We start from the raw sequence: 26,294 nt of genomic DNA, 5'->3' as shown, positions 1-26,294 counted from the left end.
GGCTTGGTATGGAGGATGACAACCCTAATATTCCATTTGAACAAATCTGGCCTAGGCTATGCATTTCTCACTACAGGGGCGAGGAATCTTCTTCATACATTGTCGAGCGAGCTCTGATGCGCCCACGCAATGTGATTAAAATTTTCTCGCATGCAAAGGGTTTTGCTTCAAATCTCAATCACCAAAAGATTGAGGAAAGCGATCTGTCAAAGGGAGTTCTTGCTTATTCACAAGACCTTATTGTCGAGCTTGACCATGAGCTTACCGACGTATTTCCTGCTGCGCAGGACCTCCTGTATCACTTCATCGACGCACAGCCAGAGTTCTCACCGTCCGATTTGCGGCAACTCATCTCTGAAGCAGGCATCGACCATAATGATTTAGAGCGCGTTGTGGATTTTTTACTCTACTACGGTATTGTCGGTGTGAAATCGGCTGAGGGTGAAGATGTTTATATATACAACGTTAACTACGACTTGAAGGTCCTTCAGATCCGTGCTGCACGCGGAAACGACAGCACAAGGTATGTGATGAACCCTGCCTTCCGCCCGGCGCTTGGAATCAAAGACATTAATTAGAGGCGCTTGTAATCTAGAGGCGTCATTCTGTAAACCATTTGGTAAGCGAAGTGAGTTCCCTAGAATTTGCAGATAGCTTTGAATGACGGCTTCGGCCGAGTAGCAGCCATGCAGGGTGGGGGCCTGGTGGCTTTCCTCGCTACAGTCGTCATCCATCTTCTATACGCCTCGTCGCGCCAGATCGCCAATTCCAACGTTGCTCCGATCGCTGTTTTTGCACCGTTTCTTGAAGAACGCCGGTAACGGGTTCAGCTCTTCCCCAGGCCGTGCTGCTTGAGCTTACGGTATAGCGTGCGCTCGGTGACGCCGAGTGCAGCGGCGACGCGCGCACGATGGCCCTGGTGCGCGTCGAGCAGGGATTGCAGGTGCGCGCGTTCCATGTCGCGCAGCGAGGCGCTGGCGGCGTCGGGGCGTACGTGCGCGACGCGCGGCGGCAGCCGCAGGTCGGCTGCGCGGATGGTGCCGTCGCGGCAGCTGAGCACGGCATGCTGCAGGAGGTTGCGCAGCTCGCGCACGTTGCCAGGGAAGTCGTAGGCCTGCAATGCTGCGACGGCGTCCGGCGCGAGACGGCAGGGGCTTTGTCCTCCGGTCAGCCGTTTCAGCAGGAAATTGGCCAGGTCGGGCAGGTCGGCGGCGCGTTCGCGCAGTGGCGGCAGGGTGACGTCGATACCGGCCAGGCGGTAATACAGGTCGAGCCGGAAGCGCTTGGCATCGACTTCGTCGAGCAGCCTGCGGTTGGTGGCCGATACCACGCGCACGTCGGCAGTCAGCGTCTGCGTGCCGCCAACGCGGCGGAATTCGCCGGTTTCCAGTACGCGCAGCAGCTTGGCCTGCATGGCCAGCGGGATCTCGCCCACTTCGTCGAGGAAGAGGGTGCCGCTGTCGGCGAGTTCGAACAGGCCTTTCTTCAGGCCGTTGCTGCCGGAAAACGCGCCGCGCTCGTGGCCGAAGAGTTCGCTCTCGAACAGGCTTTCCGGCACGGCCGCGCAATTGATGACGATGAATGCCGCGCCAGCGCGGTTGGAGCGCGCATGGATGAAGCGTGCGGCGAGTTCCTTGCCGACGCCGCTTTCGCCGTATAGCAGGATCGAGGCCTCGCTTTCGGCCACGCGTGCCAGGTTGTCGACACAGGAGAGAAAGGCGGGCGACTGTCCGATCATCTGCATGGCGTCGCATTCGCTGCCTGCCTCGGCCTCCAGCGGGAACAGCTGCTCGCCCAGATAGAGTTCGCCATCTGCGCCGCGCAGGCGGTGTCCCCGGATGCGGGTGCGTTCGGGCTGGTTGTCGGCGTGGTAATGGGTGTGCAGGACTTCGACCGTCTCGCCTTGCGTGAACAGTGCCTGATGCGGGCAATGCTCGCCGTTTTCATGGCAGGGCCGCTGCGAGTGGTGGGAGACTGCGTGGCACTGCTGACCGACGATCGCGGCGGGCGTCATCCCATAGGCATCGCAATAACGCTGGTTGGCGGCGACGATGCGGTAGCTGCGGTCGATCACCACGAAGGGCTGTTCGTGCGTGTCGATCAGGCTTTGAAGTTCGATGTCCATATCTGACACTCTCGTCATGACGAGAGTGGAAAATGGCATGACACAATGGCCATGTCAAATCCATTTCTCCCTGGCAACCCGCATGCAGGACACTTTTTCGGGGTGGCATGCCTGTTGCAATGGTGTTGGCCGCAACATTGGCCAACATCAAACAAGGAGGACTGCATGGCACACATCGTTATTCTGGGCGCAGGCGTGGGGGGCATGACCATGGCCTATGAAATGCGCGAATCGGCGCGGGCGGAAGACAAGATCACGGTGATTTCGAATCTCCCGTATTTCCAATTCACGCCGTCCAACCCCTGGGTGGCGGTGAACTGGCGCAAGCGCGACGACGTCACGATTCCCGCCGCGCCCTACCTGAACAAGAAGAACATCGATTTCATCGGGATCGGCGCGGCGCGCGTGCACCCCGAGAAAAATCAGCTCGAGCTCACCGACGGACAGATCGTCGACTACGACTTCCTCGTCATCGCGACCGGCCCCAAGCTGGCTTTCGATGAAGTGCCCGGACTGGGGCCGGAAGGCCACACCCAGTCGATTTGCCAGGTCGAGCACGCCGTGGCGGCTGGCAAGGTGTGGGACGATTTCGTGCAGGCTCCGGGGCCCGTCGTGGTGGGCGCAGTGCAGGGCGCCTCGTGCTACGGCCCGGCGTACGAGTTCGCGATGATCATGGACACCGATCTGCGCAAGCGCAAGATCCGCGACAAGGTGCCGATGACTTACGTCACCGCCGAGCCCTACATCGGCCACCTGGGCCTGGGCGGCGTCGGCGACTCCAAGGGTATGATGGAGTCCGTGATGCGCGACCGCCACATCAAGTGGATCTGCAATGCCAAGGTCACCAAGGTCGAAGCCGGCAAGATGTTCGTCTCCGAGCACAACGAAAAAGGCGAGGTGATCAAGGAGCATGAATTGCCGTTTGCCTATTCCATGATGCTGCCGGCGTTCAAGGGCATCGACGCCGTGTTCGGCATCGAGGGGCTCACCAACCCGCGCGGTTTCATCGTCATCGACCCCTACCAGCGCAATCCCAAGTTCCCGAACGTCTATTCGGTCGGCGTGTGCGTCGCCATTCCGCCGGTCGAGCCCACGCCGGTGCCGACCGGCACGCCCAAGACCGGCTACATGATCGAGTCCATGGTCACGGCCACGGCACACAACATCCGTGCGGTGCTCGATGGCCGCGAGCCCACCGAGAAAGCCTCCTGGAACGCCATCTGCCTGGCCGATTTCGGCGACACCGGCGCGGCCTTCGTCGCGCTGCCGCAGATTCCGCCGCGCAACGTCAACTGGTTCAAGAGAAATACTTCATGCGCAAAATGAAAAAAGGCTCGACCGAGCCGCTGTATGAAAAGTATGTGCTGGGCCTGATGGGGATCAAGAAGCTCAAATAATCCTCTCGACGCCTGACGTGAAAGCGCCTTCGGGCGCTTTTTTTATGGGTGCGCGCCATGCATGGCGCACGTGGCGACGAGGAGGGCTATTTAATTTTACGGAAGGTCCTTGAACAACGGACAACCATGTCCTATTAATTAAATCGTTCTTTTATGCAACACATTTTGTTTTTATTTTTGCATATTGCAACGATGATGTTTTTTGCAACAGAATAGGCGCCGCCTCATTGCTGGAATAAGCAAGCTGTTTTCAATGTCATGTCGATTTTTTTGGGGAGAACGCACTTGATTACCAAATCAGTTTGGCGCCATGTTTTGCAGATACAGGACGTTCTCCCGACGTTGCTTGCCCTTGTCTTGTTGGGAATGTGGTCCTTCCCCAGTTATGCGCTTCCGGCTTTTGCCCGGCAGACAGGGCAAAACTGTCTGGCCTGTCATGCCGGCGGTCAGTTTCCGGAACTGACGCCATATGGGCGGCTGTTCAAGCTCACCGGCTATACGATGGGCGCCCGTTCCATGCCCCTTTCGGTGATGGCGGTCCTCGACTACACCCGGGTCCGCAACCCCAAGGACTCCACCGGGGTGAAGGACACCGTGGACTTTCACAAGCAGGGCACGGCGATATTCGATGTCGGCAGCGTTTTCCTGGCGGGCAAGATTACCGACAACCTCGGCTTGTTTGCGCAGGCGACCTACGCGAACTATGACCACCAGCAGGACAACGGCGACTGGGTAGGCCACCTGAGTCCGGACAACACGGAGTTTCGCTATGCCGACCGTTTCATCTCGCCGGGCAGCGACCTCATCGTCGGCGCTTTCGCCAACAATAACCCGAGCATGCAGGATGTGTGGAACAGTGCGCCGGCCTGGAGCTATCCCTATGTCGGGCCGACGTTCGCGCTCGGTGCACCCGCATCGCCCCTGCTCGACGGCGGACTTGGGCAAGACTCGGTCGGTGCCGGTGTCTATGCCTACTGGAACAGGAGCCTCTATGGCGAACTCGCGCTCTACAAGACGGCCAACGGCCCTTTCGGATTCCTGCATCCGGGGGACAACTCCGGCATCGCGAGGATCAAGGATGGTGCGCCCTACTGGCGACTTGCCTACACCAAGGCGTTCGGGCCGCATGACCTGATGATCGGCACCTCGGGCCTGGTCGCAGAGATCCACGAGAACAACGACGTCAACCAGCCGACCGACCGGTACCGGGATTACGGGCTGGATGCGCAATATCAATACATCCTCGACCCGCACACGGTCACGGCTCACATCAGCTACATCCACGAAAACGTGAAGTGGGGCGATCCGCTGGCACTGGGCTATGACAATGCGAGCGATACCCTGAAGGAACTCAAGATCAAGGGGGCGTACGTTTACAACGCCACGTATGGCGCCAGTCTGGCCTACCAGCAGACCACCGGCTCGACCGATGCCGGATTTTTTGGCGGGCCGGCAGACATCACGGGTAATTTAAGTGGAAGCCCGGATACGACCGCCTGGATTCCCGAGGTGTTCTGGACGCCCGTCCAGTACCTGCGCATCGGCGCGCAATACTGGCATTACACGAAATTCAGCGGCAACAGCAGCAACTACGACGGCTTTGGCCGCAGCGCCAGCGACAACGACACGCTGTTCGTTTATGTCTGGGGCGCCTACTGACGTCAAGCAGATCTGGCAACGCACTTTACTGACCTGAAGGGATTCCAATATGAAGACAGCCGTGTACACGATGTTGGCGCTGGCTATCGCGAGCCTGGGAAGCGGATGCGTCAATCTGGAACGCTCGCGCGATATCGGCAACCCGAATGTGTCGGGCCGGACGCTTGCGTTGCAGGTCTGCTCGAGCTGCCACGGCGTGGACGGCAACTCGACTTCGCCCGCCTTTCCCAAATTGGCCGGGCAACAGGAGGCGTATTTGATCGCCCAGCTCAAATTCTTCCGCGGGCACAATCGTATCGATCCTGCGGGTTCGGAATATATGTGGGGCATTACCCGGAAATTGACCGACGAGCAGATCGAGGGACTGGCCCGCTATTTCTCGCAGCAGAAAGACGCACCCAATGTCGCGGGGGATCCCGCAACGGTTGCGGCCGGAAAGGCGATTTTCGAGAACGGCATCCCTGACAAGGGGGTGGCCGCCTGCGCGGGCTGCCATGGTGCGATGGGCATGGGCAAGGACACCTTCCCGCGCCTGGCGGGTCAGCATGCCAACTACATGATGAAGCAGCTGCATATCCTGTCGGAGACCAACCAGCGTCCCGCAGGCGCGATGATGAAGCCCCTGGTCCATGGCCTGACGTCCACGGATTTGGTGGCGGTGACGACCTACCTGCAGGGGATCTCGCCCAACTAGCGGTTGTCGCCGATGCCCATCTGGGCGTGCGCGTTGCGCGCTTCCAGTGTGATGAAATGGTGCCATGAAAAAGGCCAACCGCGCGGTTGGCCTTTTTCATGGTGGCCAACGGTGGTCTGGCATGGGGGATGGCCATGTGGAAATCAGGGTGCCCGGCAAGTCGGGACACCCGTCCTGAACTTGTCGCCGTATGCGCCGGCAGGGGATAATGCATCCTTTCAATGATGCCCTTCCCCGGCAGCGACAGAATAACCGGACGATCGGCCGGGTATCCCTCTCCAGACGAAGCAGCAGGGGCTATGCAAATCAATAGGATGGCCGCGACATGCTGCTGATGATCGACAACTACGACAGCTTCACCTACAACCTCGTGCAGTATTTCGGCGAACTGGGCGAAGACGTCAAGGTGATCCGCAATGACGAAATCGACCTCGCCGGCATCGCGGCGCTGAAACCCGACCATATCGTCGTCTCGCCCGGCCCCTGCACGCCCAACGAAGCAGGCGTATCGGTGCCGCTGATCAAGGAATTCGCAGGCAAGGTGCCCATCCTCGGCGTCTGCCTCGGCCACCAGAGCATCGGCCAGGCCTTCGGTGGCCGGATCGTGCGCGCCAAGGAACTGATGCACGGCAAGACCTCGATGATCCACCACCTGGATGTGGGCGTGTTCAAGGGCCTGCCCAATCCCTTCCGCGCCACCCGTTACCATTCGCTGGTGATCGAGCGCGAGTCGCTGCCAGACTGCCTGGATATCACCGCCTGGACCGATGACGGCGAGATCATGGGCGTGCGCCACAAGACGCTGGCGGTCGAGGGGGTGCAGTTCCATCCCGAGTCCATCCTCACCGAACACGGTCACACCATGCTGGCCAACTTCCTGAAAGGCACGCGATGATCACGCCGCAGCAGGCACTCGCCCGGCTGGTCGAGCAGCGCGAAATCTTCCACGACGAGATGCTGTCGCTGATGCGCCAGATCATGCGCGGCGAACTCACCCCGGTGCAGATCGCCGGCATCATCATGGGCCTCAGGGTGAAGAAGGAAACCGTCGGCGAGATCGCCGCCGCGGCGCAGGTGATGCGCGAATTCGCTGCCCAGGTGCCGGCGCAGAACAGCGCGCATCTGGTCGACACCTGCGGCACCGGGGGCGACGCGGCGCACACCTTCAATATTTCCACGACCGCCGCCTTCGTCGCGTCGGCGGCCGGGGCGCGCGTCGCCAAGCATGGCGGTCGCTCGGTGTCGTCCACCAGCGGCAGCGCCGACGTGCTGGAAGCGCTGGGTGTCAACCTCAATCTCACGCCCGAGCTGGTGGCCGAGAGCATCGATGCGATCGGTATCGGCTTCATGTTCGCGCCGAATTTCCATGGCGCCATGAAGCACGCCGCGCCGGTGCGGCGCGAACTGGGTGTGCGCACGCTGTTCAACATCCTCGGCCCGCTCACCAACCCGGCCGGCGCGCCGCATCAGTTGCTGGGCGTGTTCCATCCAGACCTGGTCGGTATCCTGGTGCGCGTGCTGCAGCGCTTGGGCAGTCGCCATGTCATGGTCGTGCACGGTTCCGACGGCATGGACGAGATCACCCTGAGTGGCGAGACCTTGATCGGCGAACTGAAGGACGGAGAAGTCAGCGAATACACGATCCGCCCGGGCGAGTTCGGGCTGGAGACCAGTAGCAGCGAGGTGCTGAAGGTGTGGGACGCGACACAGGCAAAGGATATGCTGCTGTCCGTGCTCGACGGGCTGCCGGGGCCGGCGTGCGACATCGTGCTGCTCAATGCCGGTGCCGCCATCTATGTGGCCGACCGTGCCGCCACGCTGGGCGAAGGCATCGAAGTGGCGCGCGAGGTCATCCGCAGCGGCGCCGCGCGTGAAAAACTGCGGCAGTTGGTGGCGTTCTCCAACCGCGCCACGGGGATCTAGACGCAATGTCCGACATCCTCGAAAAGATACTCGCCACCAAGCGTACCGAAATCGCTGCTGGACTTGCCGGCGTGCCGCTCGCCGAGATGCGGGCGCGTGCCGAGACCGCCGCGCCGCCGCGCGATTTCGTCGGCGCCCTGCGCGCGAAGCTGGCCGCCGAGCAGCCGGCAGTGATCGCCGAAATCAAGAAAGCCAGTCCGTCCAAGGGCGTGATCCGGCCCGATTTCAGGCCGGCCGAGATCGCGGCCAGTTACGAGAAGGGCGGCGCCGCGTGCCTGTCGGTGCTGACCGACCGCGACTATTTCCAGGGAAGCCCCGAGTATCTGATGGCCGCGCGCGGCGCATGCCAACTGCCGGTGCTGCGCAAGGATTTCATCGTCGACCCCTACCAGGTCTACGAGGCGCGGGCGATGGGGGCCGACTGCATCCTGCTGATCGTCGCCGCGCTGGACCTGCCGGCGATGCAGGCGCTGGAAGCACTGGCGTTCGAGCTGGGGATGGCGGTGCTGGTCGAGTCGCACAACGCCGTGGAACTCGACGCCGCGCTGCAATTGAAAACGCCGCTACAGGGCATCAACAACCGCAACCTGCGCACCTTCGAGGTCAGCCTCGACACTACGCTGGGTTTGCTGCCGAAGATTGGCAATGACCGCATCGTCATCACCGAGTCCGGCATCCTCGCGCCGTCCGATGTCGCGAGGATGCGCCGTCACGCAGTCAACGGCTTCCTGGTCGGCGAGGCCTTCATGCGCGCGGCCGATCCGGGCGCCGAACTGGCCCGTCTCTTTGCCTGATTAAAGCCGGTCAGCGCTTGCTGCCGAACAGGCTGCCGAGCACGCCGCGTATGAGGCTGCGGCCGACCTGGCTGCCGATGGCGCGTGCGGCCGATTTGGCGAGCGCTTCGGCCGCACCTTGGCGGCGACCGTTCCCGGTCAGGATCTCACCCAGTACCCCGCCGAGACCACCTCCCGTTGCGGGTTGCGCTGCGGTCTTGGCCTGCGCGGCCGCCTGGGCCGACTGTTCCGCGCGCGCCTTCAGCGTTTCGTAGGCGGATTCGCGGTCGATGGTCTTGTCGTAGACGCCGGCGACCAGCGAGGACTGGATCAGCTGTGCGCGTTGGGCGTCGGTGATCGGGCCGATCTGGCCCTGCGGCGGCACGATGTAGGCGCGTTCGACCACGCCGGGACGGCCCTTCACGTCGAGCAGCGACACCAGCGCCTCGCCTACGCCAAGCTCGGTGATGACGGCGGCTTCGTCCAGCGCCGGGTTGTCGCGCATGGTTTCGGCCGCCGCCTTGACCGCCTTCTGGTCGCGCGGCGAGAAGGCGCGCAAGGCATGCTGCACGCGGTTGCCGAGCTGCGACAGCACCTTGTCGGGCACGTCCGCCGGGTTCTGGGTGACGAAGTACACGCCGACGCCCTTGGAGCGGATCAGACGCACCACCTGCTCGATCTTTTCCACCAGCGCCTCGGGCGCGTCGTTGAACAACAGGTGGGCTTCGTCGAAGAAGAACACCAGCTTCGGTTTGTCGAGGTCACCAGCCTCGGGCAACTGCTCGAACAGTTCGGACAACAGCCACAGCAGCAGCGTGGCATACAGCTTGGGAGACTGCATCAGCTTGTCGGCTGCCAGGATGTTGATGACGCCACGCCCGCGGTCGGTCTGGATCAGGTCGGCGATGTTGAGCATCGGCTCGCCGAAGATCTGCTCGCCACCCTGCGATTCCAGCGTCAGCAATCCGCGCTGGATGGCGCCGATCGAGGCGGAGGAGACGTTGCCGTATTCGGTGGTGAATTGCTTGGCGTTCTCGCCGACGAAGGCGAGCATCGCGCGCAGGTCCTTGAGGTCGAGCAGCAGCAGGCCGTTGTCGTCGGCGACCTTGAACACCAGGTTGAGTACGCCGCTCTGCGTGTCGTTGAGGTCCAGCATGCGCCCCAACAGCAGCGGGCCCATGTCCGATACGGTGGCGCGCACCGGATGCCCGCTGGTGCCGAAGGGGTCCCACAGGGTGACCGGATAGCCCTGGTAGGCGAAGCCTTCGAGCTTGAGCGATTCGACCCGCTCGGCCACCTTGGCGTTGCCGCCGCCGGCCTGTGACACGCCGGACAGGTCGCCTTTCACGTCGGACATGAAGCACGGAACGCCTATGCTGGAGAAATGCTCGGCCAGCGTCTGCAGCGTGACGGTCTTGCCGGTGCCGGTGGCGCCAGTGATGAGGCCGTGGCGGTTGGCCATCTGCGGCAGCAGGACGAGGTCAGTGGTGGCATTGCGGGCGACGAGCAGCGGTTCGGTCATGGTGCATCCTGGGGTGTTGATATGCGGATTCTATCGAGTTCGGCGGCAACGCGTACCCGACAAAGAATAGAAGCAAATGCTAATACTCCGGGTATCATCTCGCTAATACGAAAACAGGAGGGAAATTTGTGGCAATGGAACAGCAGGTGCATGAAATCGTCATTGTCGGCGGCGGAGCAGGAGGACTGGAACTGGCGACCCGCTTGGGCGACAAGCTGGGAAATAAGAAGCGCGCGAATATCACGCTGATCGACGCCTCGCCTTCGCATCTGTGGAAGCCGCTGCTGTACGAAGTCGCGGCGGGCAGCCTCGATTCCTACGCCGAGCGCCTCGAATACCTGGCGCAGGGGCACTGGCACGGCTTCACCTTCCGCCTCGGCCGCATGGACGGCCTCGACCGCACACGCCAGGAGGTCAGCGTCGCGCCGACCTTCGACGAAAACGGCGTGGAGATCATTCCACGCCGGGCGTTTCGCTACGACACGCTGATCATCGCAGTCGGTTCGGTCGGCAACGATTTCGGCGTGCCCGGAGTGAAAGAGCACTGCATCATGCTCGACACCCCCGAGCAGGCACGCGAATTCCACCGCCGCCACATCAATGCCTGCCTGCGCGCCAACACGCAGAACGAGGCCGTCGCGCCCGGCCAGCTCACCGTCGGCATCGTCGGCGCCGGCGCCACCGGCGTCGAACTCGCCGCCGAATTGCACGACACCACGCGCGAGCTGTCGTCCTACGGCATGGACAACATCGAGCCCGACAAGAGCCTGAAGCTGCTGATCGTCGAAGCGTCCGACCGCATCCTGCCGGGTCTGCCGCCGCGCCTGTCCGCCGCCGCCGCCGATCGCCTCGCCGAGCTGGGCGTCGAGATGCATGTGCGCGAGCGCATCGTCGAGGTACGCGCCGACGGCATGCTCACCGCCGACGGCAAGTTCATTCCGGCGAGCATGATGGTGTGGTCGGCCGGCATCAAGGCGCCCGATTTCCTCAAGGACATCGATGGCCTCGAGACCAACCGCATCAACCAGCTGGTGGTGCGGCCCACGCTGCAGACCACGCGCGACGACAACATCTTCGCGTTCGGCGACTGCGCCGCCTGCGCCATGCCGGACGGCAAGGGCTTCGTGCCGCCGCGCGCGCAGGCCGCGCACCAGCAGGCGTCGATGCTGGTGAAATCGATCTGCCGCCGCTTCCGCGGCAAGTCCCTGCCTGAGTATGTCTACCGCGACTACGGCTCGCTGGTCGCGCTCGGCCGCTTCTCCACCGTCGGCAACCTGATGGGCGGACTCACCGGCGGCAGCATCATGATCGAGGGCGTGATGGCGCGGCTGGTGTACTGGTCGCTGCACAAGATGCACGAGATCGCGCTGCACGGCTGGTTCAAGGTTTCGCTCACCACCTACGCGCACTTCATCAGCACGCCGACGCGGGCGCGCATCAAGTTGCACTAGCCCTGAGCTAATCGTTCCATAGCCACGCCGCGCCGCGCACGCCGCTGGAGTCGCCGTATTTCGGCGGCACCAGCCGGGTGTCGACGCGGTCGGAAAATACGTAGCGCGGCCACAGCCGCGGCACGGTGTCGTACAGGCGCTCGATGTTGGAAAGTCCGCCGCCCAAGACGATCACATCGGGATCGATCAGGTTGATCACGCCGGCCAGCCCTCGCGCGAGTCTTTCTTCATAACGCGCCAGCGTCGCGCTGCAGGGGCCGTAGCCGGCATTCGCCAGCTGCACGATTTCGTGTGCGGGCAGCTCCTCGCCGCCGTAGCGCACATGGTCGGCGGCGAGCGCGGGGCCCGACAGCCAGGTCTCGATGCAGCCTTTCTTGCCGCAATAGCAGGCGGGCGCAGCGTCGAGTTCGCGCGGGCTTGGCCACGGGTGCAGGATCGCCTCGCCGGTGGCGGAGTGCTGGCCGGTGCCGGCGCGGTCGGCCTGGGTGTGGGCGAACTGGAAGTAGGGCAGGGGCGAGTGCCCCCATTCGCCGGCGATCGCGTTGGCGCCCTTGAGCAGGTGTCCCCGTACCACCACGCCGCCACCGACGCCGGTGCCGAGGATCACGCCGAACACGCTGTCGGCACCCGCAGCAGAACCGTCGGTCGCTTCAGACAGCGCGAAGCAGTCGGCGTCGTTGGCGATTCTTATTGCCCGGTTCAGCGCGCGCTCGAGGTCTTCCTGCAGCGGCTGGCCGTTGAGGCAGGTCGAGTTGCAGTTCTTCATGCGCCCGCTGGCAGGCGAGATCGCGCCGGGCGTGCCGACGCCGACGCTGCCGTCTTTCCCCAGTTCGTATTCGACCTCGTGGACCAGTGCGGCCACCGCGGCCACGGTTGCAAGGTAATCGTTCTGCGGGGTCGGCACGCGGCGGCGCAGGATTTCGCGGCCCTCGCCGTCGAGCGCGACGAGTTCGATCTTGGTGCCGCCGAGGTCGACGCCGAGGCGGAGCGAAGGGGCCGAAATGCTAGAATTGCGCATTATTTTTGCGTTGGAATCGACATGGCAGGACATTCGAAATGGGCCAACATCCAGCACCGCAAGGGGCGCCAGGATGCCAAGCGCGGCAAGATCTTCACCAAGCTTATCAAGGAAATCACCGTAGCCGCGAAAATGGGCGGCGGCGACCCCGCGATGAACCCGCGCCTGCGGCTGGCGATCGAGAAGGGCAAGGCCGAGTCGTTGCCGAAGGACAACATCGAGAACGCGATCAAGCGCGGCACCGGCCAGCTCGAGGGCGTGAACTACGAGGAAGTACGCTATGAGGGCTACGGCATCGGCGGCGTCGCGGTGATGGTCGACTGCCTGACCGACAACAAGACACGCACCGTCGCCGACGTCCGCCACGCCTTCGTCAAGCACGGCGGCAACATGGGCACCGACGGCTGCGTGGCGTTCCAGTTCAAGCATTGCGGCCAGATCATCCTGGAGCCGGGCGCGAGCGAAGAGGCCGTGATGGAAGCCGCGCTCGACGCCGGCGCGGACGACATCATTCCCAACGAGGATGGTTCGATCGAAGTGTTGACCTCGCCCGATCCCAAGGCCTTCGAGGCGGTGAAGGAGGCGCTGGAAAAAGCCGGGTTCAAGCCGGCGGTCGCCGAGATCACCATGCGCCCCGAAGCCGAAACCGAACTGGCCGGCGACGACGCGGTGAAGATGCAGAAGATCCTGGACGCGCTCGAAAGCCTCGACGACGTGCAGGAGGTCTACACCAACGCGGTGCTTCCCGAGTGAGGCGTGAAGGGTAAGGCGTGAGGCGCGTTCACCATGATTTGGTGGCTTGGCAGCAGGCCATGCTGTTGGTGAAACAAGTGTATGAACTGACGTCACAGTTTCCCGCGGATGAGCGATTTGGCTTGGTGGCGCAGATGCGGCGCGCAGCGATATCCATTCCCAGCAATATCGCTGAAGGTGCGGCGCGCCAGTCCAATCGTGAGTTCGCACAGTTTCTGATCGTGGCTCGCGGCTCGCTCAGCGAACTGGATACGCAATTCAGAATCGCTCAGGATTTGGATTTTTGTCCTCCACGAGCCGAAATGGAAATGCAGATAGACCGTCTGTTCAGCTTATTGGGTGGCCTGCTGAAAACCCAGCGAGAACCCGAAAAAACATGACGGCCTCCAAACCCGCCCCCTCACCCCTCGCCCCTCACACCTTACGCATTCTGGGCATTGATCCCGGCCTACGCCTCACCGGCTTCGGCGTGATCGAGCAGACCGGCCAGAAGCTGGCCTACGTCGCCAGCGGTGTCATCAAGAGTGGCGAGGGCAGCCTGCCGCAGCGGCTGGGCGTGCTGTTTGCCGGCTTGAACGAGGTGATCGGCACCTATCAGCCCGATACCTGCGCGGTGGAAATCGTCTTCGTCAACGTCAACCCGCAATCGACGCTGCTGCTCGGGCAGGCGCGCGGCACCGCCATCTGCGCGGCCGTATCGCGCGATCTGAGCGTGGCGGAATACACGGCATTGCAGATCAAACAGGCGGTGGTCGGCCACGGCAAGGCCGCCAAGGAACAGGTGCAGGAGATGGTGAAACGCCTGCTGAGCCTGCCTGTCGCGCCGACGGCCGACGCTGCCGACGCACTGGCCTGTGCCATCACCCATGCGCACGGCAGCCGATTGGGCACACACTCCACCGCAGGCTACCGCGTCAAGGGCGGGCGACTGGTATGAGCAAGGACTCCACATGATAGGCAGAATTACCGGTACCCTCGCCGCCAAACAGCCGCCGCAGGTGCTGGTGGATGTCAATGGCGTGGGCTACGAAATCGACGTGCCGATGAGCACCTTCTACAACCTGCCGGCGATCGGCGAAAAGGTCAGCCTGCTCACCCATCTGGCCATTCGCGAGGATGCGCACCTGCTGTATGGCTTCGGCAGCGAGATCGAGCGCGCGGCGTTTCGCGAACTGTTGAAGGTCTCGGGGATCGGTGCCAAGACGGCGCTGTCGGTGTTGTCGGGCCTGTCGGTCAACGACCTGTCGGCGGCGATCGCGGCGCAGGAAATCGGCCGCATCGTCAAAGTCCCGGGCATCGGCAAGAAAACCGCCGAGCGCCTGCTGCTCGAACTCAAGGGCAAGCCGGTATTCGCGGGCGCGATCGCCAGCCCGGAAACGCCCGGCGTATCGGATGATGTGCGCCAGGCTCTGCTGGCGCTGGGCTACAACGAACGCGAAACCACCGAAGCCGTACGCCAGCTGCCGCCCGACCTGCCGGTGGGCGAGGCGATCCGACAGGCGCTGCGGGCATTGTCCAAGACCTGACTTCCTTCATGACGCAGCCCGCTCCACGACATCGGCCGTCGGCATCGCTGCAACACCAGCTGGTATGGCTGCTGCTGAGCGTGGTGGGCATGTTTGGCGCGGGGATCGGCCTCAGTCTGTGGTTCAGCCTGGAATCCAGCCGGGAAGACCAGCAGCGCTTCATCCAGCATGAGGCCGAACAGACGCGAACCGGCGTAATGCGGCAACTGGAGTACTACCGCAAGTTGCTCGACAACTCGGCGCGCGACCCTGGCCTGGTCGACCTGATGCGCAATGGCACGATCGAGCCGAAGCAACAGTGGGCCCGTTCGCGCCAGGTGCTGCTGCCCGAGATATTGGGCGTGGCATTGGTCGATTCACACGGCAATGTACTGGGCGACGCGGGGGCCTTGCGCATCGGCCCCGCGTGCCGTCAGGACATGAAGCGCGCGGACGCGTTGACGGATGGCCGCCCGCGGGTCCATCGCGAGATCACCGGCGCCGAGCATGTCGACCTGCTCGCACCCGTGCGCGACGCCCGGGGCGATCTGCTGGGCGGCGTGTTCTTGAGCGTGCGCCTGACACAATTCCAGCGCGCGCTCGATGATTCGATCCAGCCGGGCCATGCCGCCGTGCTCGTCGATGCACACGAGAAAACGATCGTCGGCCGTGGCGAAATCAGCGGGCATGTGCGTGAAATCCGTCTGCCTGTGGCAGACACGGACTGGACGCTGATCGTACAGACCCCGGTGCAATGGCTGACGCGCAGCGGCTGGCGCCAGGTGATGGCGGGCTTGCTGACCCTGGGGGCTGTGTTGGGCGTGCTGATCGTCGCCATGGTCCGGCTACGCCACACCATGTTGCGCGATATCGTGTCCACGGTCGACGCCCTGACGGCCCTGGCGCATGACGAGCCGGTCCCCACGATCGTGCCGCACTACGTCGAGTTCGAGGCCGTGGCGGCCGACATCAACATGATCGCCCTGCACTTGCAGGAACAGCGTGCGCGGCTGGCGCATCTGAGCCTGACCGATCCGCTTACGGGGCTGCCCAACCGGCGCGCATTCGAGACCCGTTTCCCTCTGGCACAAGGGCTCGCGGAGCGGCAGCATGCCGTCGCCCTGGTCATGCTCGACATCGATCATTTCAAAGGGGTCAACGATCGCTATGGGCATGGAGTGGGCGACCAGGTCCTGCTGGCCCTGGCGCAGTCGCTGAAAGCCTTGACCCGACGCGCCGACCTGGCCGCGCGTCTGGCCGGCGACGAGTTTGCGGTGCTCCTGTCGGGGCTCGATGCTGCCGGTGTGACCGCGTGGTACCAGCGCCTGAGCGACCATTTCAGAAGTGAGCTGAATGCCTTCGGCCTCGAGCTGGATACAGGTCTCAGCGCGGGGCAGACCTGGCTGGGCAGTACCGCCAGCGACACGCTCAACGCCGCGCTTGCGCGCGCAGACCGGGCGCTTTATCGCGCGAAAGCGCGCGGGCGGGGCCAATTGGCGCAGGACACCGCGCCGGGGGAAGACGTCACGGAGTAGAATCCGGTTGTATCCCGTCACGCCGCCTCCGGCTCCATGATCGAAACCGACCGTCTCATCGCCCCCGCCACCGTCAGCCCGCAGGAAGAGCAGATCGAGCGCGCGCTGCGGCCGCGCACGCTGGCCGAATACGTGGGCCAGGCGAAGGCGCGCGAACAGCTCGAGATCTTCATTCACGCCGCGCGGAAGCGCAGCGAGGCACTCGACCACGTGCTGCTGTTCGGCCCGCCCGGGCTGGGCAAGACCACGCTGGCGCACATCATCGCGCGCGAGATGGGCGTCAACCTGCGGCAGACCTCGGGCCCGGTGCTCGAGCGCGCAGGCGACCTGGCGGCGCTGCTGACCAATCTGGAGCCGCACGACGTGCTCTTCATCGATGAAATCCACCGTCTTTCGCCGGTGGTCGAGGAAGTACTGTATCCGGCGCTGGAGGATTTCCAGATCGACATCATGATCGGCGAAGGTCCGGCGGCGCGCTCGGTCAAGCTCGATCTGCCGCCGTTCACCCTGGTCGGCGCCACCACCCGGGCCGGCATGTTGACCAACCCGCTGCGCGACCGTTTCGGTATCGTCGCGCGGCTGGAATTCTATTCGGCGGAAGAGCTGGGCTTCATCGTCCATCGCTCGGCAGGCCTGCTGCAGATGAATCTGGACGAGGCCGGCGCGCTGGAAATCGCCCGCCGTTCGCGCGGCACCCCGCGCATCGCCAACCGCCTGCTGCGGCGGGTGCGCGATTATGCCGAGGTCAAGGCGGAAGGGCAGGCCACGGGGGCAGTAGCCGATGCGGCGCTGGTCATGCTGGATGTCGATCGCGCCGGACTCGACGTGATGGACAGGAAGCTGCTGTCGGCCGTGGTCGAGAAATTCATGGGCGGCCCGGTCGGGCTGGACAACCTTGCCGCTGCCATCGGCGAGGAACGCGACACCATCGAGGACGTGCTCGAACCGTTCCTGATCCAGCAGGGCTATTTGCAGCGTACCCCGCGCGGCCGCATCGCCACCCCGCTGGCGTATCGCCACCTCGGCTTTGCCGCGCCCACCGAACCGAGCGCGGATCTGTTCTGATGGCGTTTGTCTGGCCGGTCCGGGTGTATTGGGAAGACACCGACGCGGGCGGCGTCGTGTATTACGCGAACTATCTCAAATTCATGGAACGCGCACGCAGCGAATGGCTGCGCGCATTCGGCTTCGAGCAGGATGTCCTGCGCGACGAGCCCGGCATCGTGTTCGTGGTGCGGCGGGTGGAAATCGATTACCTGTCGCCGGCGCGCTTCAACGAGCAGCTCGAGGTATCGGTCGCGTTGCACGAGGCCGGGCGTGCCAGCCTCAGCGTGCGCCAGGAACTTATGCGCGGCTCCGACCGTCTGGCAGAGGCCGTCGTGACGCTCGCATGCGTCGATGCGATACGTTTCAAACCCGTTAAAATACCTGAGCCCATTCTTCAAGCATTGGCCCCCGCAACGTGAACCCTGAACTCGGTCAAGACCTCTCGCTGTTCCATCTCGTCCTCCATGCGTCGCTGCCGGTACAAGTCGTCATGGCGCTGCTGCTGGGCGCCTCGCTGATGTCGTGGTGGTTCATCTTCATCAAGATGTTCGCCCTCAAGCGAGCCCTGCGCGTGACCGACCGTTTCGAGCGCGAATTCTGGGGCGGCGGCGACATCAACGCCATCTATCAGCGGGTGGCCGGTGAACGCGAGGGCGCGGGCGAAATGGAGCGCATTTTCGAAGCGGGCTTTCGCGAATTCATGAAACTGCGGCCGCAGGCAGGACTGTCGCTTAACGTCATCATCGACGGCACCCGGCGTGCGATGCGTGCGACCTACCAGCGCGAACTCGACGGCCTCGAGTCGCATCTGGCCTTCCTCGCCACCGTTGGATCGGTATCGCCTTACGTCGGCCTGTTCGGCACGGTGTGGGGCATCATGATTGCCTTCATGGGGCTGTCGAGCGTGGCACAGGCGACGCTGGCGCAGGTCGCGCCCGGCATCGCCGAAGCGCTGATCGCCACGGCCATGGGCCTGTTCGCGGCAATTCCCGCCGTGGTCGGCTACAACCGCTACACCCATGACATCGATCGCCTGGCCAACCGCATGGAAAGCTTCATGGAGGAGTTCTCCAACATCCTGCAGCGGCAGCAGGCGACGGCCAAATCGGTATAGCCCGTGGCACGGACCCGCAAACAGGTCGCCCAGATCAACGTCGTGCCGATGATCGACGTGATGCTGGTGCTGCTGGTGATCTTCATGGTGACCGCGCCATTCATCAACCCGGCCCAGGTCGAATTGCCGAGCGTTGGCAAGACCTCGCAGACGCCGCAGAAACCGCTTGAAATCATCATCAGGGAATCCGGCGAATACCTGCTGCGCGACCGTGCGTCCGGTGGCGGCGAACGGGTGGTGGCGAAATCGGCGTTGCCTGATGAAATTGCCGCGTTTCATCGCACCCAGCCGGACCAGCCGGTGGTGATCGCGGCGGATAAGAAAGTCCGCTACGAGGAGGTGATGCACACGATGACGCTCCTGCAGCAGGCCCGGATCACGCGTATCGGCTTGCTTGCCCGCCCGGCCCCATGAATTTCACGGCAGACGCCCCGCCTGGCTCGCGTCCCGTTCCCAACCTCCTTGCAGCTGCGCTGGCGCTGGGAGTGCATGTGCTGTTCGTTCTGATGCTGGTGTTCGGCGTGTCATGGCAGACCCACCATCCAGAGGCGGTCATGGTCGATCTATGGGAAACCCTGCCGGACACGCCGCCGCCACCGGCCAAGCCCCGCCCGCCGCCCGTGAAAGCGCCCAAACCGGAGCCTGCCACACCCGCTCCCAAACCGGTGGAAAAGGAACCGCCGCCGCCGAAGACGCCCGACATTGCCCTGGAAAAGAAAAAGGCCGAGACCGAACGCCTGAAAAAACTGCAGGCCATGCAGGCGGCCGAAGAAAAGACGCGGGCCGAAGCGGCCAAGGCTTTGCGTGAGAAACAACAGGCCGAACAGAAGCGGCAGGCATTGCTGCGGCAGATGGAAGAAGAGGACCTGAAGCAGCGTGTGGCGGCCGAGGCTGCGGCAAACGAGGCACGTCTGGCCAGGCTGACCCAAGCGCAGGCGGCAGCCAACAAGCGTCAGGCCGAGGTGGCGAGCGTCATGGGACAGTACCGCGACCAGATCAGCGCCAAGGTGCGGGGCAACACCCGGCTACCCGACAATCTGAAGGGCAATCCCGAAGTCCGTTGCCTGGTGAAACTGCTGCCCACTGGCGAGGTCCAGAGCGTGCGGGTGACGAAATCCAGCGGGAATCCTGCGTATGACGACGCAGTGGTACGCGCCATCGAAAAGTCCTCACCGTTGCCCTTGCCGAGTGACCGCGATGCACGCGCCGCGTTTGTCCCGGAACTTTCCTTCGTCCACCGCCCCAAAGAGTAGGCCTTGACGGGCCGGTACGCGGCCCGAGCCGCGTGCAGCCTATGCTAGACTGCCTAATCGAGAAAGCGTTTGTGAGCCCGATGTCCGTATCCATGCTGCGTGCCGTTCTGTTGTTTCCCCTGTTCTGTCTGGCCTTGCTGAGTGCGCCGTTTTCCGCGCGCGCTGCGATGGAAATCCAGGTCATTGGCGGCGCGGCCAACAAGATTGCCGTGGCCATGGTACCGTTTCAGACCGTGCCCGGTCAGCCCAGCCCTGCACTGACCCAGATCGCCGGGGACGACCTCAACCGCAGCGGCCAGTTCAGACTGGTGGACGTGGGCGGGGCGCCGCAGCCTGTCATGCCCGCGCAGGTCGACTACGGCGTCTGGCGCGGCAAGGGTGCAGACGCGCTGGTGGTCGGCCAGGTCACTGCGCAGCCGGGCGGCCGTCTCGAGATCCGCTTCTATCTGCTGGACGTTCTCAAGCAGACCCAGCTCGCGGCCTACAGCTACACCATCACGGCCGGCCAGTGGCGCGCCACGGCACACCAGATTGCAGACCTCATCTACGCGAAGCTGACGGGCATTCCCGGCGCATTCAGCAGCCGCATCGCCTACGTACAGAAGCAGGGCCGTCGCTATGAATTGCGGGTGGCCGATGCGGATGGACAAAACCCGCGCACGGTCGTGCGCTCCAACGAATCGGTGATTTCGCCGATGTTCTCGCCTGACGGCAACCAGATTGTGTACGTGTCGTTCGAGGACAGGAAGCCTGTCGTATATGTGCAGTCGCTCAGGGATGGCCAACGCCGCAAGATCGCGGCATTCAAGGGGTCTAACTCGGCCCCGGCATGGACGCCGGACGGCCGGCGGCTGGCTGTCGTGCTGACGCGCGACGGCGCTTCGCAGATTTATATGATCAATGCCGATGGCGGTGGATTGACGCGTCTGACGCGGGGCAGCAATATCGACACCGAACCGGTATTCTCTCCTGACGGACAAACCCTGTATTTCACCTCGGACCGGGGTGGCAGCCCGCAAATCTATCGCATGGCGGCCCGCGGCGGCGAAGCCAAACGGGTGACCTTCAATGGCAGCTATAATGTCTCCCCCGCGATCAGCCCGGATGGACGGTATCTGGCCTACATCAGCCGCGACGGCGGGCGGTTCAGCGTGACCTTGCAGGAACTGGCCTCGGGACAGACCCGTGTGCTGACCGATACCGCGCGCGACGAGTCACCCAGCTTCGCGCCGAATGGCCAGGCCGTGTTGTATGCCACGGTGCAGGGTGAACAAGGAATACTCGGCACGGTGAGCCTGGACGGCAAAACGCGCGCACGTCTGTCGGAATCGGGTGTGGATGCGCGCGAGCCGGTCTGGGGTCCGTGAAAACGCGCATTTTTGATGTTGGATGTCGGTTGGGCGGTTGCTGGGAGTAGACAAGAACCGCTCATGTCGGATTGTATTCATTCAGATTGTATTTATTCATAAGGAGAGATAAATGAACAAGATTTTATGGCCCATTCTGGTTGCGTTGACCTTGTCTGCATGTGGTACGACCGGCGGCACGCAAGCGACGGTCGAAGACCGCACCGGTGGCACGGCGAGTACCGGCCAGGGCACCGAAACCACGGGCGTGAGCGGTAGCGGCGTCGCAGGCAATGCGATGGGTGACCAATATTCCGGCGATCCGCGCAAGAACCCGGCCAGCCCCCTATCCAAGCGTAGTGTCTTCTTCGATTACGACAGTTTCGTGGTGAAGGACGAGTACCGTCCGATGCTCGAAGCGCACGCCGGCTATCTGATGTCGAAGCGCGATGCGCACGTGATCCTGCAGGGTAATGCCGACGAGCGCGGCAGCCGCGAATACAACCTGGCACTGGGACAGAAGCGCGCCGAGGCCGTGCGCAAGGCGTTGGCCGTGCTGGGCGTGAGCGACGCGCAGATGGAAGCGATCAGCTTTGGCGAGGAAAAACCGCGTAACGAAGGCCATACCGAAGAAGCGTATGCCGAAAACCGTCGTACCGACGTGGTGTATAGCGACGAGAAATGACCTCGCTTCGACGTAATGGGTTGATCCTCGTTTCGATGCTCATGCTGGCGCAGCCGGCATGGGCGGCGCTGTTCGGCAATGACGAGGAAGTGACCCGTCAGATGCAGGCATTGCAGCAGCGCGTGGAGGCGCTCGATGCGCGGCTGGCCAAGCTGGAACAGTCGATACAGCAAAACCAGTCCATGCTGGATATGCTGAAGGATGTGGAAGCGCTCAAGGCCGAGGTGGCCAGACTGCGCGGCCAGTCCGAGGTCCAGGCGAATCAGCTGGACACGCTTGGCAAACGACAGAACGACTTGTATGCCGATCTCGATCAGCGCATTGTCGAGCTCGCCAAGGCGGCCAAGCCGGTGCCGGCGGCTGATGCGGCGCAACCGGTTGCGCCCGACTCGCAGGCTGCTTCCGGAACGGTAGCCAAGCCGGCGGCGGACGGGTCTGCGCAAGCCGACCCGCTGGCCGAATCGCGCAGCTACGAAGGGGCGCTCGCCCTGTTCCGCGACGCTAAATACACCGACGCCATCGCAGGTTTCAAGAACTTTCTCAAGACCTATCCGGCGAGCACGCTGGCAGCCAACGCGCAGTACTGGATCGGCTATTCGTATTACGCGCTGAAGGATTACAAGACATCGCTGGCGCATCAGCAAAAGCTCGTGGCAACCTATCCCGACAGCCCCAAAGTGCCCGACGCGCTGCTCAATGTCGCCACCAACCAGATCGAACTGGATGACATGGCCGCGGCGCGCAAGACGCTCAAGGACCTGGTGGCCAAACACCCCGGCACGCCCGCGGCCAAACTTGCCGCGCGCCGTCTGGCTGCGATCAAGTAAACGCCGTGTCCGAGTCCTTGACGCTCCAGCCGCTGGAGGGCGGCCATGACGCGCAAGCGCCAACCGCCACGCTCCACCCGCAAGGGGTAGGCCATGGTTGCCCCCGCCAGGGGGAGGCCGTGGTTGTAGAGCCGACAAGTCGGCAACAACCACGCACTAAAGATGCTGAAGCATCAACAACCACGCTCCGCTTGACCGAGATATTCCTGTCGTTGCAGGGCGAAACCAGCCGAGCCGGCCTGCCAACCGTGTTCATCCGCCTGACGGGCTGTCCGTTGCGTTGCCGCTGGTGCGACACGACCTATAGTTTCCAGGGCGGCGAAACCGTCACGCTGACGTCGCTGTTGGCACGGGTGGCGGACTATGGCGTGTCGACGGTCTGCGTCACGGGTGGCGAGCCGCTGGCGCAAAAGAACTGCCTGCCTTTGCTGGTTGCGCTGTGCGACGCGGGCTATTCGGTATCGCTGGAAACCAGCGGCGCGCTCGACGTCAGCAAAGTGGACCCGCGGGTGTCGCGCATCGTCGACATCAAGCCGCCGGAGTCGGGCGAGGAAGCACGCAACCGCTGGGAGAATATCGCCCACCTGACGCCGCATGACGAAATCAAGTTCGTGCTGGCCAACCGTGCCGATTACGAATGGGCGCGCGAGGTCATCCAGGCGCAGAAGCTTGCGCAGGCGTGCCCCATCCTGTTTTCCCCGGTGCAGGGCGAACTGCCGCCCACCCAACTGGCGGAGTGGATTCTGGCCGACCGCCTGCCGGTACGCATGCAGGTACAGTTACACAAGATCCTGTGGGGCAACACGCCAGGCACATGAAACCCGCAGTCATCCTGCTTTCCGGCGGCCTGGATTCCGCCACTGTGCTGGCGATTGCCCGTGAAGCGGGCTATGCCTGCCATGCGCTGAGTCTGGATTACGGCCAGCGCCATACGGCCGAGCTTGTCGCCGCCGCGCGCGTGGCCAGAAGTTTGGGTGCTGTCGAACATCGGGTGATGCGCCTCGGACTGGGCGACATCGGCGGCTCGGCACTGACCGACGCCTCCATTGCCGTACCGGAAAGCCCGACCGACGGCATTCCGGTCACCTACGTGCCCGCACGCAATACCGTGATGCTGGCGCTGGCGCTCGCGTGGGCCGAGGTGCTCGGTGCGCGCGACCTCTTCATCGGCGTCAATGCCGTCGATTATTCCGGCTACCCTGACTGCCGCCCCGAGTTTATCGAAGCCTTCGAGCGCATGGCTAACCTGGCGACCAAGTCCGGGGTGGAGGGCGCGCGATTGCGCATTCATGCGCCGCTGCAAACCCTGTCGAAGGCCGACATCATCCGGCAGGGCACAGCGCTCGGGGTCGATTATGCGCAAACAGTGAGCTGCTACCAGGCCGATGCCGAAGGCCTGGCCTGCGGGCGCTGCGATGCCTGCCGCCTTCGCCGCGACGGGTTCCTCGCCGCGGGCATTCCAGATCCGACGCGCTACGTGCAGGAAGCCGGGTGACGGCGAACGGATTCTCAATGGTTCTCGCACAAATACGCCGGAGTGCTCTCGTGTCGCACCCGACGCCGGATGGTATTTATTATCCAGCGTCGGCTTCGCGTGTACGCATTAAAATCCCCGTATTTGTCCAGGCAGGGTGGCATCCGCCCTGTCCTTTTCCTGAGGGGGAATGACTTATGACCTACGCAGATTTCGCCAGCGCGCAATCGATTTTTCTATGGTCGACCTTCGCGATCGCCCTGATCATGGGCGCCGTGGTCAACAAGACCAACTTCTGCACCATGGGTGCCGTGTCCGACTGGGTCAACATGAGCGACACTGGCCGCATGCGTGCCTGGATACTGGCCATTGCTGTCGGCGTACTGGGCGTGACGGCCTTGGAAGCTGCTGGCCTGGTGAACGTAACCGGCACTTTCCCTCCCTATCGACAGACCAACTTCGTCTGGCTTGAAAACGTACTGGGCGGCGCCTTGTTCGGAATCGGCATGACGCTTGCCTCCGGCTGCGGCAACAAGACGCTGATCCGGATCGGCGGCGGCAATCTCAAGTCGGTCATGGTGTTGCTGGTCATCGCCCTGATCGCGTATTTCATGATCAATCCCTTCCCGGGCAGCGACAAGACGCTCTATTCCACTCTGTTCTATCCGTGGACCAACCCGACTGCCATTGCGTTGACGACCAACCAGGATCTCGGTGCGATGCTCTTTGGGGACAAGGCCGCCACCGGCCGCATGGTGATGGGGGGCATCATCGGCGGCCTACTCCTGATCTGGGCCTTCAAATCGGCCGATTTCCGCGGAAGTTTCGACAACATCCTCGGCGGCCTCGTGGTCGGCCTCGCAGTACTGGCCGCCTGGTATGTCACCAGCAACATCCGGGTGGATGCCAGCGGCGACATTCTCACGTTGCAATCCTTCGTCCAGGACTGGGATCTGTATGCGCCGGCCGACGCGGTCAGGCCCGCCGCAGCCGGTCCGCTTGCCGCACAGTCCTTCACCTTCATCAATCCCATGGGGCAAACCCTCGGCTACGTGGCAAGCGGCTTCGACCATACGCTGCTCACCTTCGGCATCATGGCGCTGGCAGGCGTGATCGCCGGTTCCTTGCTGTGGTCGGTGATTTCCCGCAATTTCCGGATCGAGTGGTTCGCCTCCGTCCGCGATTTCTTCAACCACCTGGTGGGCGCGATCCTGATGGGGTTTGGCGGCGTGCTGGCGATGGGTTGCACCATCGGCCAGGGCGTCACCGGCTTCTCCACCCTGGCGCTGGGTTCCATCCTCACCTTCGTCGCCATCGTGCTCGGCAGCGCCATCACGATGAAAGTGCAGTACTACAAGATGGTGTACGAGAGCGAGGCGACTTTTCTCAAGGCATTCGTCACCGCGCTGGCCGATCTCCGGCTGCTGCCCGCTGGAATGCGCAAGCTGGAAGCGGTTTAAAGCACATTTGGCTTTGACGCCAATTCAAAATCCAGTATAATTTTGCGCTTTGCCGGACACGACACTTGTCAGGTAAAAGGGTCGGTAGCTCAGCCGGTAGAGCAGCGGACTTTTAATCCGTTGGTCGCGAGTTCGAATCTCGCCCGACCCACCATACCCAAAAAGCCACGCGGAAGCGTGGCTTTTTTATCGGGGTATGGCCAGGTCGGGGCGCAGGATGACGAAAAGCGTCACCTCATGCCATCCAAGGTCACGTCTGCCATGCGTGTTTCTCACGAAAATAGCGTGGGAACAATCTGCCGAAAAATCAACACATAGCCAAAAGCAAGAACTGGCGCGGCTTTTCTGCGGCTACACCACAAAATCAGGCCCTCTTCCCTAAAGTTGGCATGGCTGCTGCTCGTTATAGCTCCAGACACGGGAGGCTCGTGTTCGACATGCCAACTTAAGGAGATTTGAAATGCGTAAAGTTCAACAAGGTTTTACCCTGATCGAACTGATGATCGTCGTGGCGATCATCGGTATTCTGGCCGCGATTGCGGTGCCTGCTTATCAAAGTTATATTAAAAAAGCGCGCTTCACTGAAGTTGTCGGGTCTACAGCCCCGATTAAACTCGCGGTCGAAGAGTGTGTGACCGATAGCACTTGTCTCTCGGCTACGACCATCACGGGTATTTCTGCGGGTAGTAACGGCTTCCCATCTATGCCGACTGCTTCCGGTACTTTGTCTAGT

The 26,294-nt window shown here is 62.9% G+C and carries 27 protein-coding genes, 1 tRNA gene and 1 pseudogene; 26 read left to right on the top strand and 3 right to left on the bottom strand.

The features are described from left to right. The coding region (locus ABT23_RS12370) for a hypothetical protein (RefSeq protein ID WP_296635751.1) at nucleotides 1-578 on the top strand (578 nt) is incomplete at its 5' end. Nucleotides 579-826: 248 nt separating this feature from the next. Here the strand turns inward: ABT23_RS12370 and ABT23_RS12365 are convergent. After that, nucleotides 827-2,125 (bottom strand): sigma 54-interacting transcriptional regulator, encoded by a 1,299-nt coding sequence (locus ABT23_RS12365; protein ID WP_296635748.1) that lies wholly within the window; start codon nucleotides 2,123-2,125, stop codon nucleotides 827-829. 165 nt (nucleotides 2,126-2,290) lie between these two features. Here ABT23_RS12365 and ABT23_RS12360 point away from each other — a divergent pair. The 6 genes and pseudogenes from ABT23_RS12360 to trpC all read left to right on the top strand — a co-directional run bounded on the left by ABT23_RS12360 (nucleotide 2,291) and on the right by trpC (nucleotide 8,592). Further along, a pseudogene (locus ABT23_RS12360) lies at nucleotides 2,291-3,522 on the top strand (FAD/NAD(P)-binding oxidoreductase). 342 nt (nucleotides 3,523-3,864) lie between these two features. Beyond that, nucleotides 3,865-5,181 (top strand): cytochrome C, encoded by a 1,317-nt coding sequence (locus ABT23_RS12355; RefSeq protein WP_296635746.1) that lies wholly within the window; start codon nucleotides 3,865-3,867, stop codon nucleotides 5,179-5,181. Nucleotides 5,182-5,230: 49 nt separating this feature from the next. Continuing rightward, nucleotides 5,231-5,875, top strand: a complete 645-nt coding sequence (locus tag ABT23_RS12350) for a c-type cytochrome (protein ID WP_296635743.1) — start codon at nucleotides 5,231-5,233, stop codon at nucleotides 5,873-5,875. Between the two features lie 325 nt (nucleotides 5,876-6,200). Beyond that, on the top strand, nucleotides 6,201-6,770 hold the full coding sequence (locus ABT23_RS12345; RefSeq protein ID WP_296635738.1) for an aminodeoxychorismate/anthranilate synthase component II: 570 nt from the start codon (nucleotides 6,201-6,203) through the stop codon (nucleotides 6,768-6,770). Then, nucleotides 6,767-7,798 (top strand): anthranilate phosphoribosyltransferase, encoded by a 1,032-nt coding sequence (gene trpD / locus ABT23_RS12340; protein WP_296635734.1) that lies wholly within the window; start codon nucleotides 6,767-6,769, stop codon nucleotides 7,796-7,798. The genes ABT23_RS12345 and trpD overlap by 4 nt, the downstream gene beginning before the upstream one ends. Before the next feature lie 5 nt (nucleotides 7,799-7,803). Beyond that, nucleotides 7,804-8,592 (top strand): indole-3-glycerol phosphate synthase TrpC, encoded by a 789-nt coding sequence (gene trpC, locus ABT23_RS12335; RefSeq protein WP_296635732.1) that lies wholly within the window; start codon nucleotides 7,804-7,806, stop codon nucleotides 8,590-8,592. 10 nt (nucleotides 8,593-8,602) lie between these two features. On the opposite strand, the gene ABT23_RS12330 is transcribed toward trpC, so the two are convergent. Next, nucleotides 8,603-10,093 carry a helicase HerA-like domain-containing protein gene (locus ABT23_RS12330; RefSeq protein WP_296635729.1) on the bottom strand — a complete coding sequence of 497 codons (1,491 nt, stop codon included), beginning with the start codon at nucleotides 10,091-10,093 and terminating at the stop codon, nucleotides 8,603-8,605. Nucleotides 10,094-10,227: 134 nt separating this feature from the next. Here ABT23_RS12330 and ABT23_RS12325 point away from each other — a divergent pair, with 134 nt between their 5' ends. Beyond that, nucleotides 10,228-11,544 (top strand): NAD(P)/FAD-dependent oxidoreductase, encoded by a 1,317-nt coding sequence (locus tag ABT23_RS12325; RefSeq protein WP_296635756.1) that lies wholly within the window; start codon nucleotides 10,228-10,230, stop codon nucleotides 11,542-11,544. 7 nt (nucleotides 11,545-11,551) lie between these two features. Here ABT23_RS12325 and ABT23_RS12320 read toward each other — a convergent pair whose 3' ends face one another. Beyond that, nucleotides 11,552-12,562, bottom strand: a complete 1,011-nt coding sequence (locus ABT23_RS12320; protein ID WP_296635725.1) for an ROK family protein — start codon at nucleotides 12,560-12,562, stop codon at nucleotides 11,552-11,554. A gap of 21 nt (nucleotides 12,563-12,583) precedes the next feature. On the opposite strand from ABT23_RS12320, the gene ABT23_RS12315 reads away from it, so the two are divergent. The 18 genes from ABT23_RS12315 to ABT23_RS12230 all read left to right on the top strand — a co-directional run. After that, complete coding sequence (locus tag ABT23_RS12315; protein WP_296635721.1) at nucleotides 12,584-13,315, top strand: YebC/PmpR family DNA-binding transcriptional regulator; 732 nt, start codon at nucleotides 12,584-12,586, stop codon at nucleotides 13,313-13,315. Between the two features lie 17 nt (nucleotides 13,316-13,332). Next, on the top strand, nucleotides 13,333-13,695 hold the full coding sequence (locus tag ABT23_RS12310) for a four helix bundle protein (RefSeq protein WP_296635719.1): 363 nt from the start codon (nucleotides 13,333-13,335) through the stop codon (nucleotides 13,693-13,695). Beyond that, nucleotides 13,692-14,252 carry a crossover junction endodeoxyribonuclease RuvC gene (gene ruvC, locus ABT23_RS12305; protein ID WP_296635716.1) on the top strand — a complete coding sequence of 187 codons (561 nt, stop codon included), beginning with the start codon at nucleotides 13,692-13,694 and terminating at the stop codon, nucleotides 14,250-14,252. Before ABT23_RS12310 ends, ruvC begins: the two co-directional genes overlap by 4 nt. Nucleotides 14,253-14,265: 13 nt before the next feature. Beyond that, complete coding sequence (gene ruvA / locus ABT23_RS12300) at nucleotides 14,266-14,841, top strand: Holliday junction branch migration protein RuvA (protein ID WP_296635711.1); 576 nt, start codon at nucleotides 14,266-14,268, stop codon at nucleotides 14,839-14,841. 8 nt (nucleotides 14,842-14,849) lie between these two features. Continuing rightward, on the top strand, nucleotides 14,850-16,355 hold the full coding sequence (locus ABT23_RS12295; protein WP_296635707.1) for a diguanylate cyclase: 1,506 nt from the start codon (nucleotides 14,850-14,852) through the stop codon (nucleotides 16,353-16,355). A gap of 36 nt (nucleotides 16,356-16,391) precedes the next feature. Continuing rightward, nucleotides 16,392-17,420 carry a Holliday junction branch migration DNA helicase RuvB gene (ruvB, locus tag ABT23_RS12290; RefSeq protein ID WP_296635704.1) on the top strand — a complete coding sequence of 343 codons (1,029 nt, stop codon included), beginning with the start codon at nucleotides 16,392-16,394 and terminating at the stop codon, nucleotides 17,418-17,420. Next, nucleotides 17,420-17,821 (top strand): tol-pal system-associated acyl-CoA thioesterase, encoded by a 402-nt coding sequence (ybgC, locus tag ABT23_RS12285; RefSeq protein WP_296635698.1) that lies wholly within the window; start codon nucleotides 17,420-17,422, stop codon nucleotides 17,819-17,821. The genes ruvB and ybgC overlap by 1 nt, the downstream gene beginning before the upstream one ends. Further along, complete coding sequence (gene tolQ / locus ABT23_RS12280; protein WP_296635694.1) at nucleotides 17,818-18,516, top strand: protein TolQ; 699 nt, start codon at nucleotides 17,818-17,820, stop codon at nucleotides 18,514-18,516. The genes ybgC and tolQ overlap by 4 nt, the downstream gene beginning before the upstream one ends. A gap of 3 nt (nucleotides 18,517-18,519) precedes the next feature. Next, nucleotides 18,520-18,930 (top strand): protein TolR, encoded by a 411-nt coding sequence (gene tolR / locus ABT23_RS12275; RefSeq protein ID WP_296635692.1) that lies wholly within the window; start codon nucleotides 18,520-18,522, stop codon nucleotides 18,928-18,930. Continuing rightward, entirely contained in the window at nucleotides 18,927-19,769 is an 843-nt protein-coding gene (locus ABT23_RS12270; protein WP_296635689.1) for a cell envelope integrity protein TolA, read from the top strand. The genes tolR and ABT23_RS12270 overlap by 4 nt, the downstream gene beginning before the upstream one ends. An 80-nt stretch (nucleotides 19,770-19,849) precedes the next feature. Beyond that, nucleotides 19,850-21,136, top strand: coding sequence for a Tol-Pal system beta propeller repeat protein TolB (gene tolB / locus ABT23_RS12265; RefSeq protein WP_296635753.1), 1,287 nt, complete (start codon nucleotides 19,850-19,852; stop codon nucleotides 21,134-21,136). Between the two features lie 112 nt (nucleotides 21,137-21,248). Beyond that, nucleotides 21,249-21,800 (top strand): peptidoglycan-associated lipoprotein Pal, encoded by a 552-nt coding sequence (pal, locus tag ABT23_RS12260; protein WP_296635687.1) that lies wholly within the window; start codon nucleotides 21,249-21,251, stop codon nucleotides 21,798-21,800. After that, nucleotides 21,797-22,627 carry a tol-pal system protein YbgF gene (ybgF, locus tag ABT23_RS12255; protein WP_296635684.1) on the top strand — a complete coding sequence of 277 codons (831 nt, stop codon included), beginning with the start codon at nucleotides 21,797-21,799 and terminating at the stop codon, nucleotides 22,625-22,627. Before pal ends, ybgF begins: the two co-directional genes overlap by 4 nt. A gap of 191 nt (nucleotides 22,628-22,818) precedes the next feature. Continuing rightward, nucleotides 22,819-23,445: a 7-carboxy-7-deazaguanine synthase QueE gene (gene queE, locus ABT23_RS12250; protein WP_296635682.1), complete on the top strand. Its 627-nt coding sequence runs from the start codon at nucleotides 22,819-22,821 to the stop codon at nucleotides 23,443-23,445. After that, nucleotides 23,442-24,122, top strand: a complete 681-nt coding sequence (gene queC / locus ABT23_RS12245) for a 7-cyano-7-deazaguanine synthase QueC (RefSeq protein WP_296635678.1) — start codon at nucleotides 23,442-23,444, stop codon at nucleotides 24,120-24,122. Before queE ends, queC begins: the two co-directional genes overlap by 4 nt. Nucleotides 24,123-24,298: 176 nt before the next feature. After that, a complete protein-coding gene (locus tag ABT23_RS12240) occupies nucleotides 24,299-25,561 on the top strand; it encodes a YeeE/YedE family protein (protein ID WP_296635676.1) in 1,263 nt (420 codons plus the stop codon). 78 nt (nucleotides 25,562-25,639) lie between these two features. Next, a tRNA-Lys gene (locus ABT23_RS12235) sits at nucleotides 25,640-25,715 on the top strand. 306 nt (nucleotides 25,716-26,021) lie between these two features. Then, a partial coding sequence (locus ABT23_RS12230; protein WP_296635674.1) for a prepilin-type N-terminal cleavage/methylation domain-containing protein occupies nucleotides 26,022-26,294 on the top strand: 273 nt, incomplete at its 3' end.

Source organism: Thiobacillus sp. SCN 63-57, from assembly GCF_001725555.1.
Taxonomy (GTDB): Bacteria; Pseudomonadota; Gammaproteobacteria; order Burkholderiales; family Thiobacillaceae; genus Thiobacillus.
Note: the sequence above shows the minus strand (reverse complement) of the source record. Positions and strands in the feature narration are given on the sequence as shown.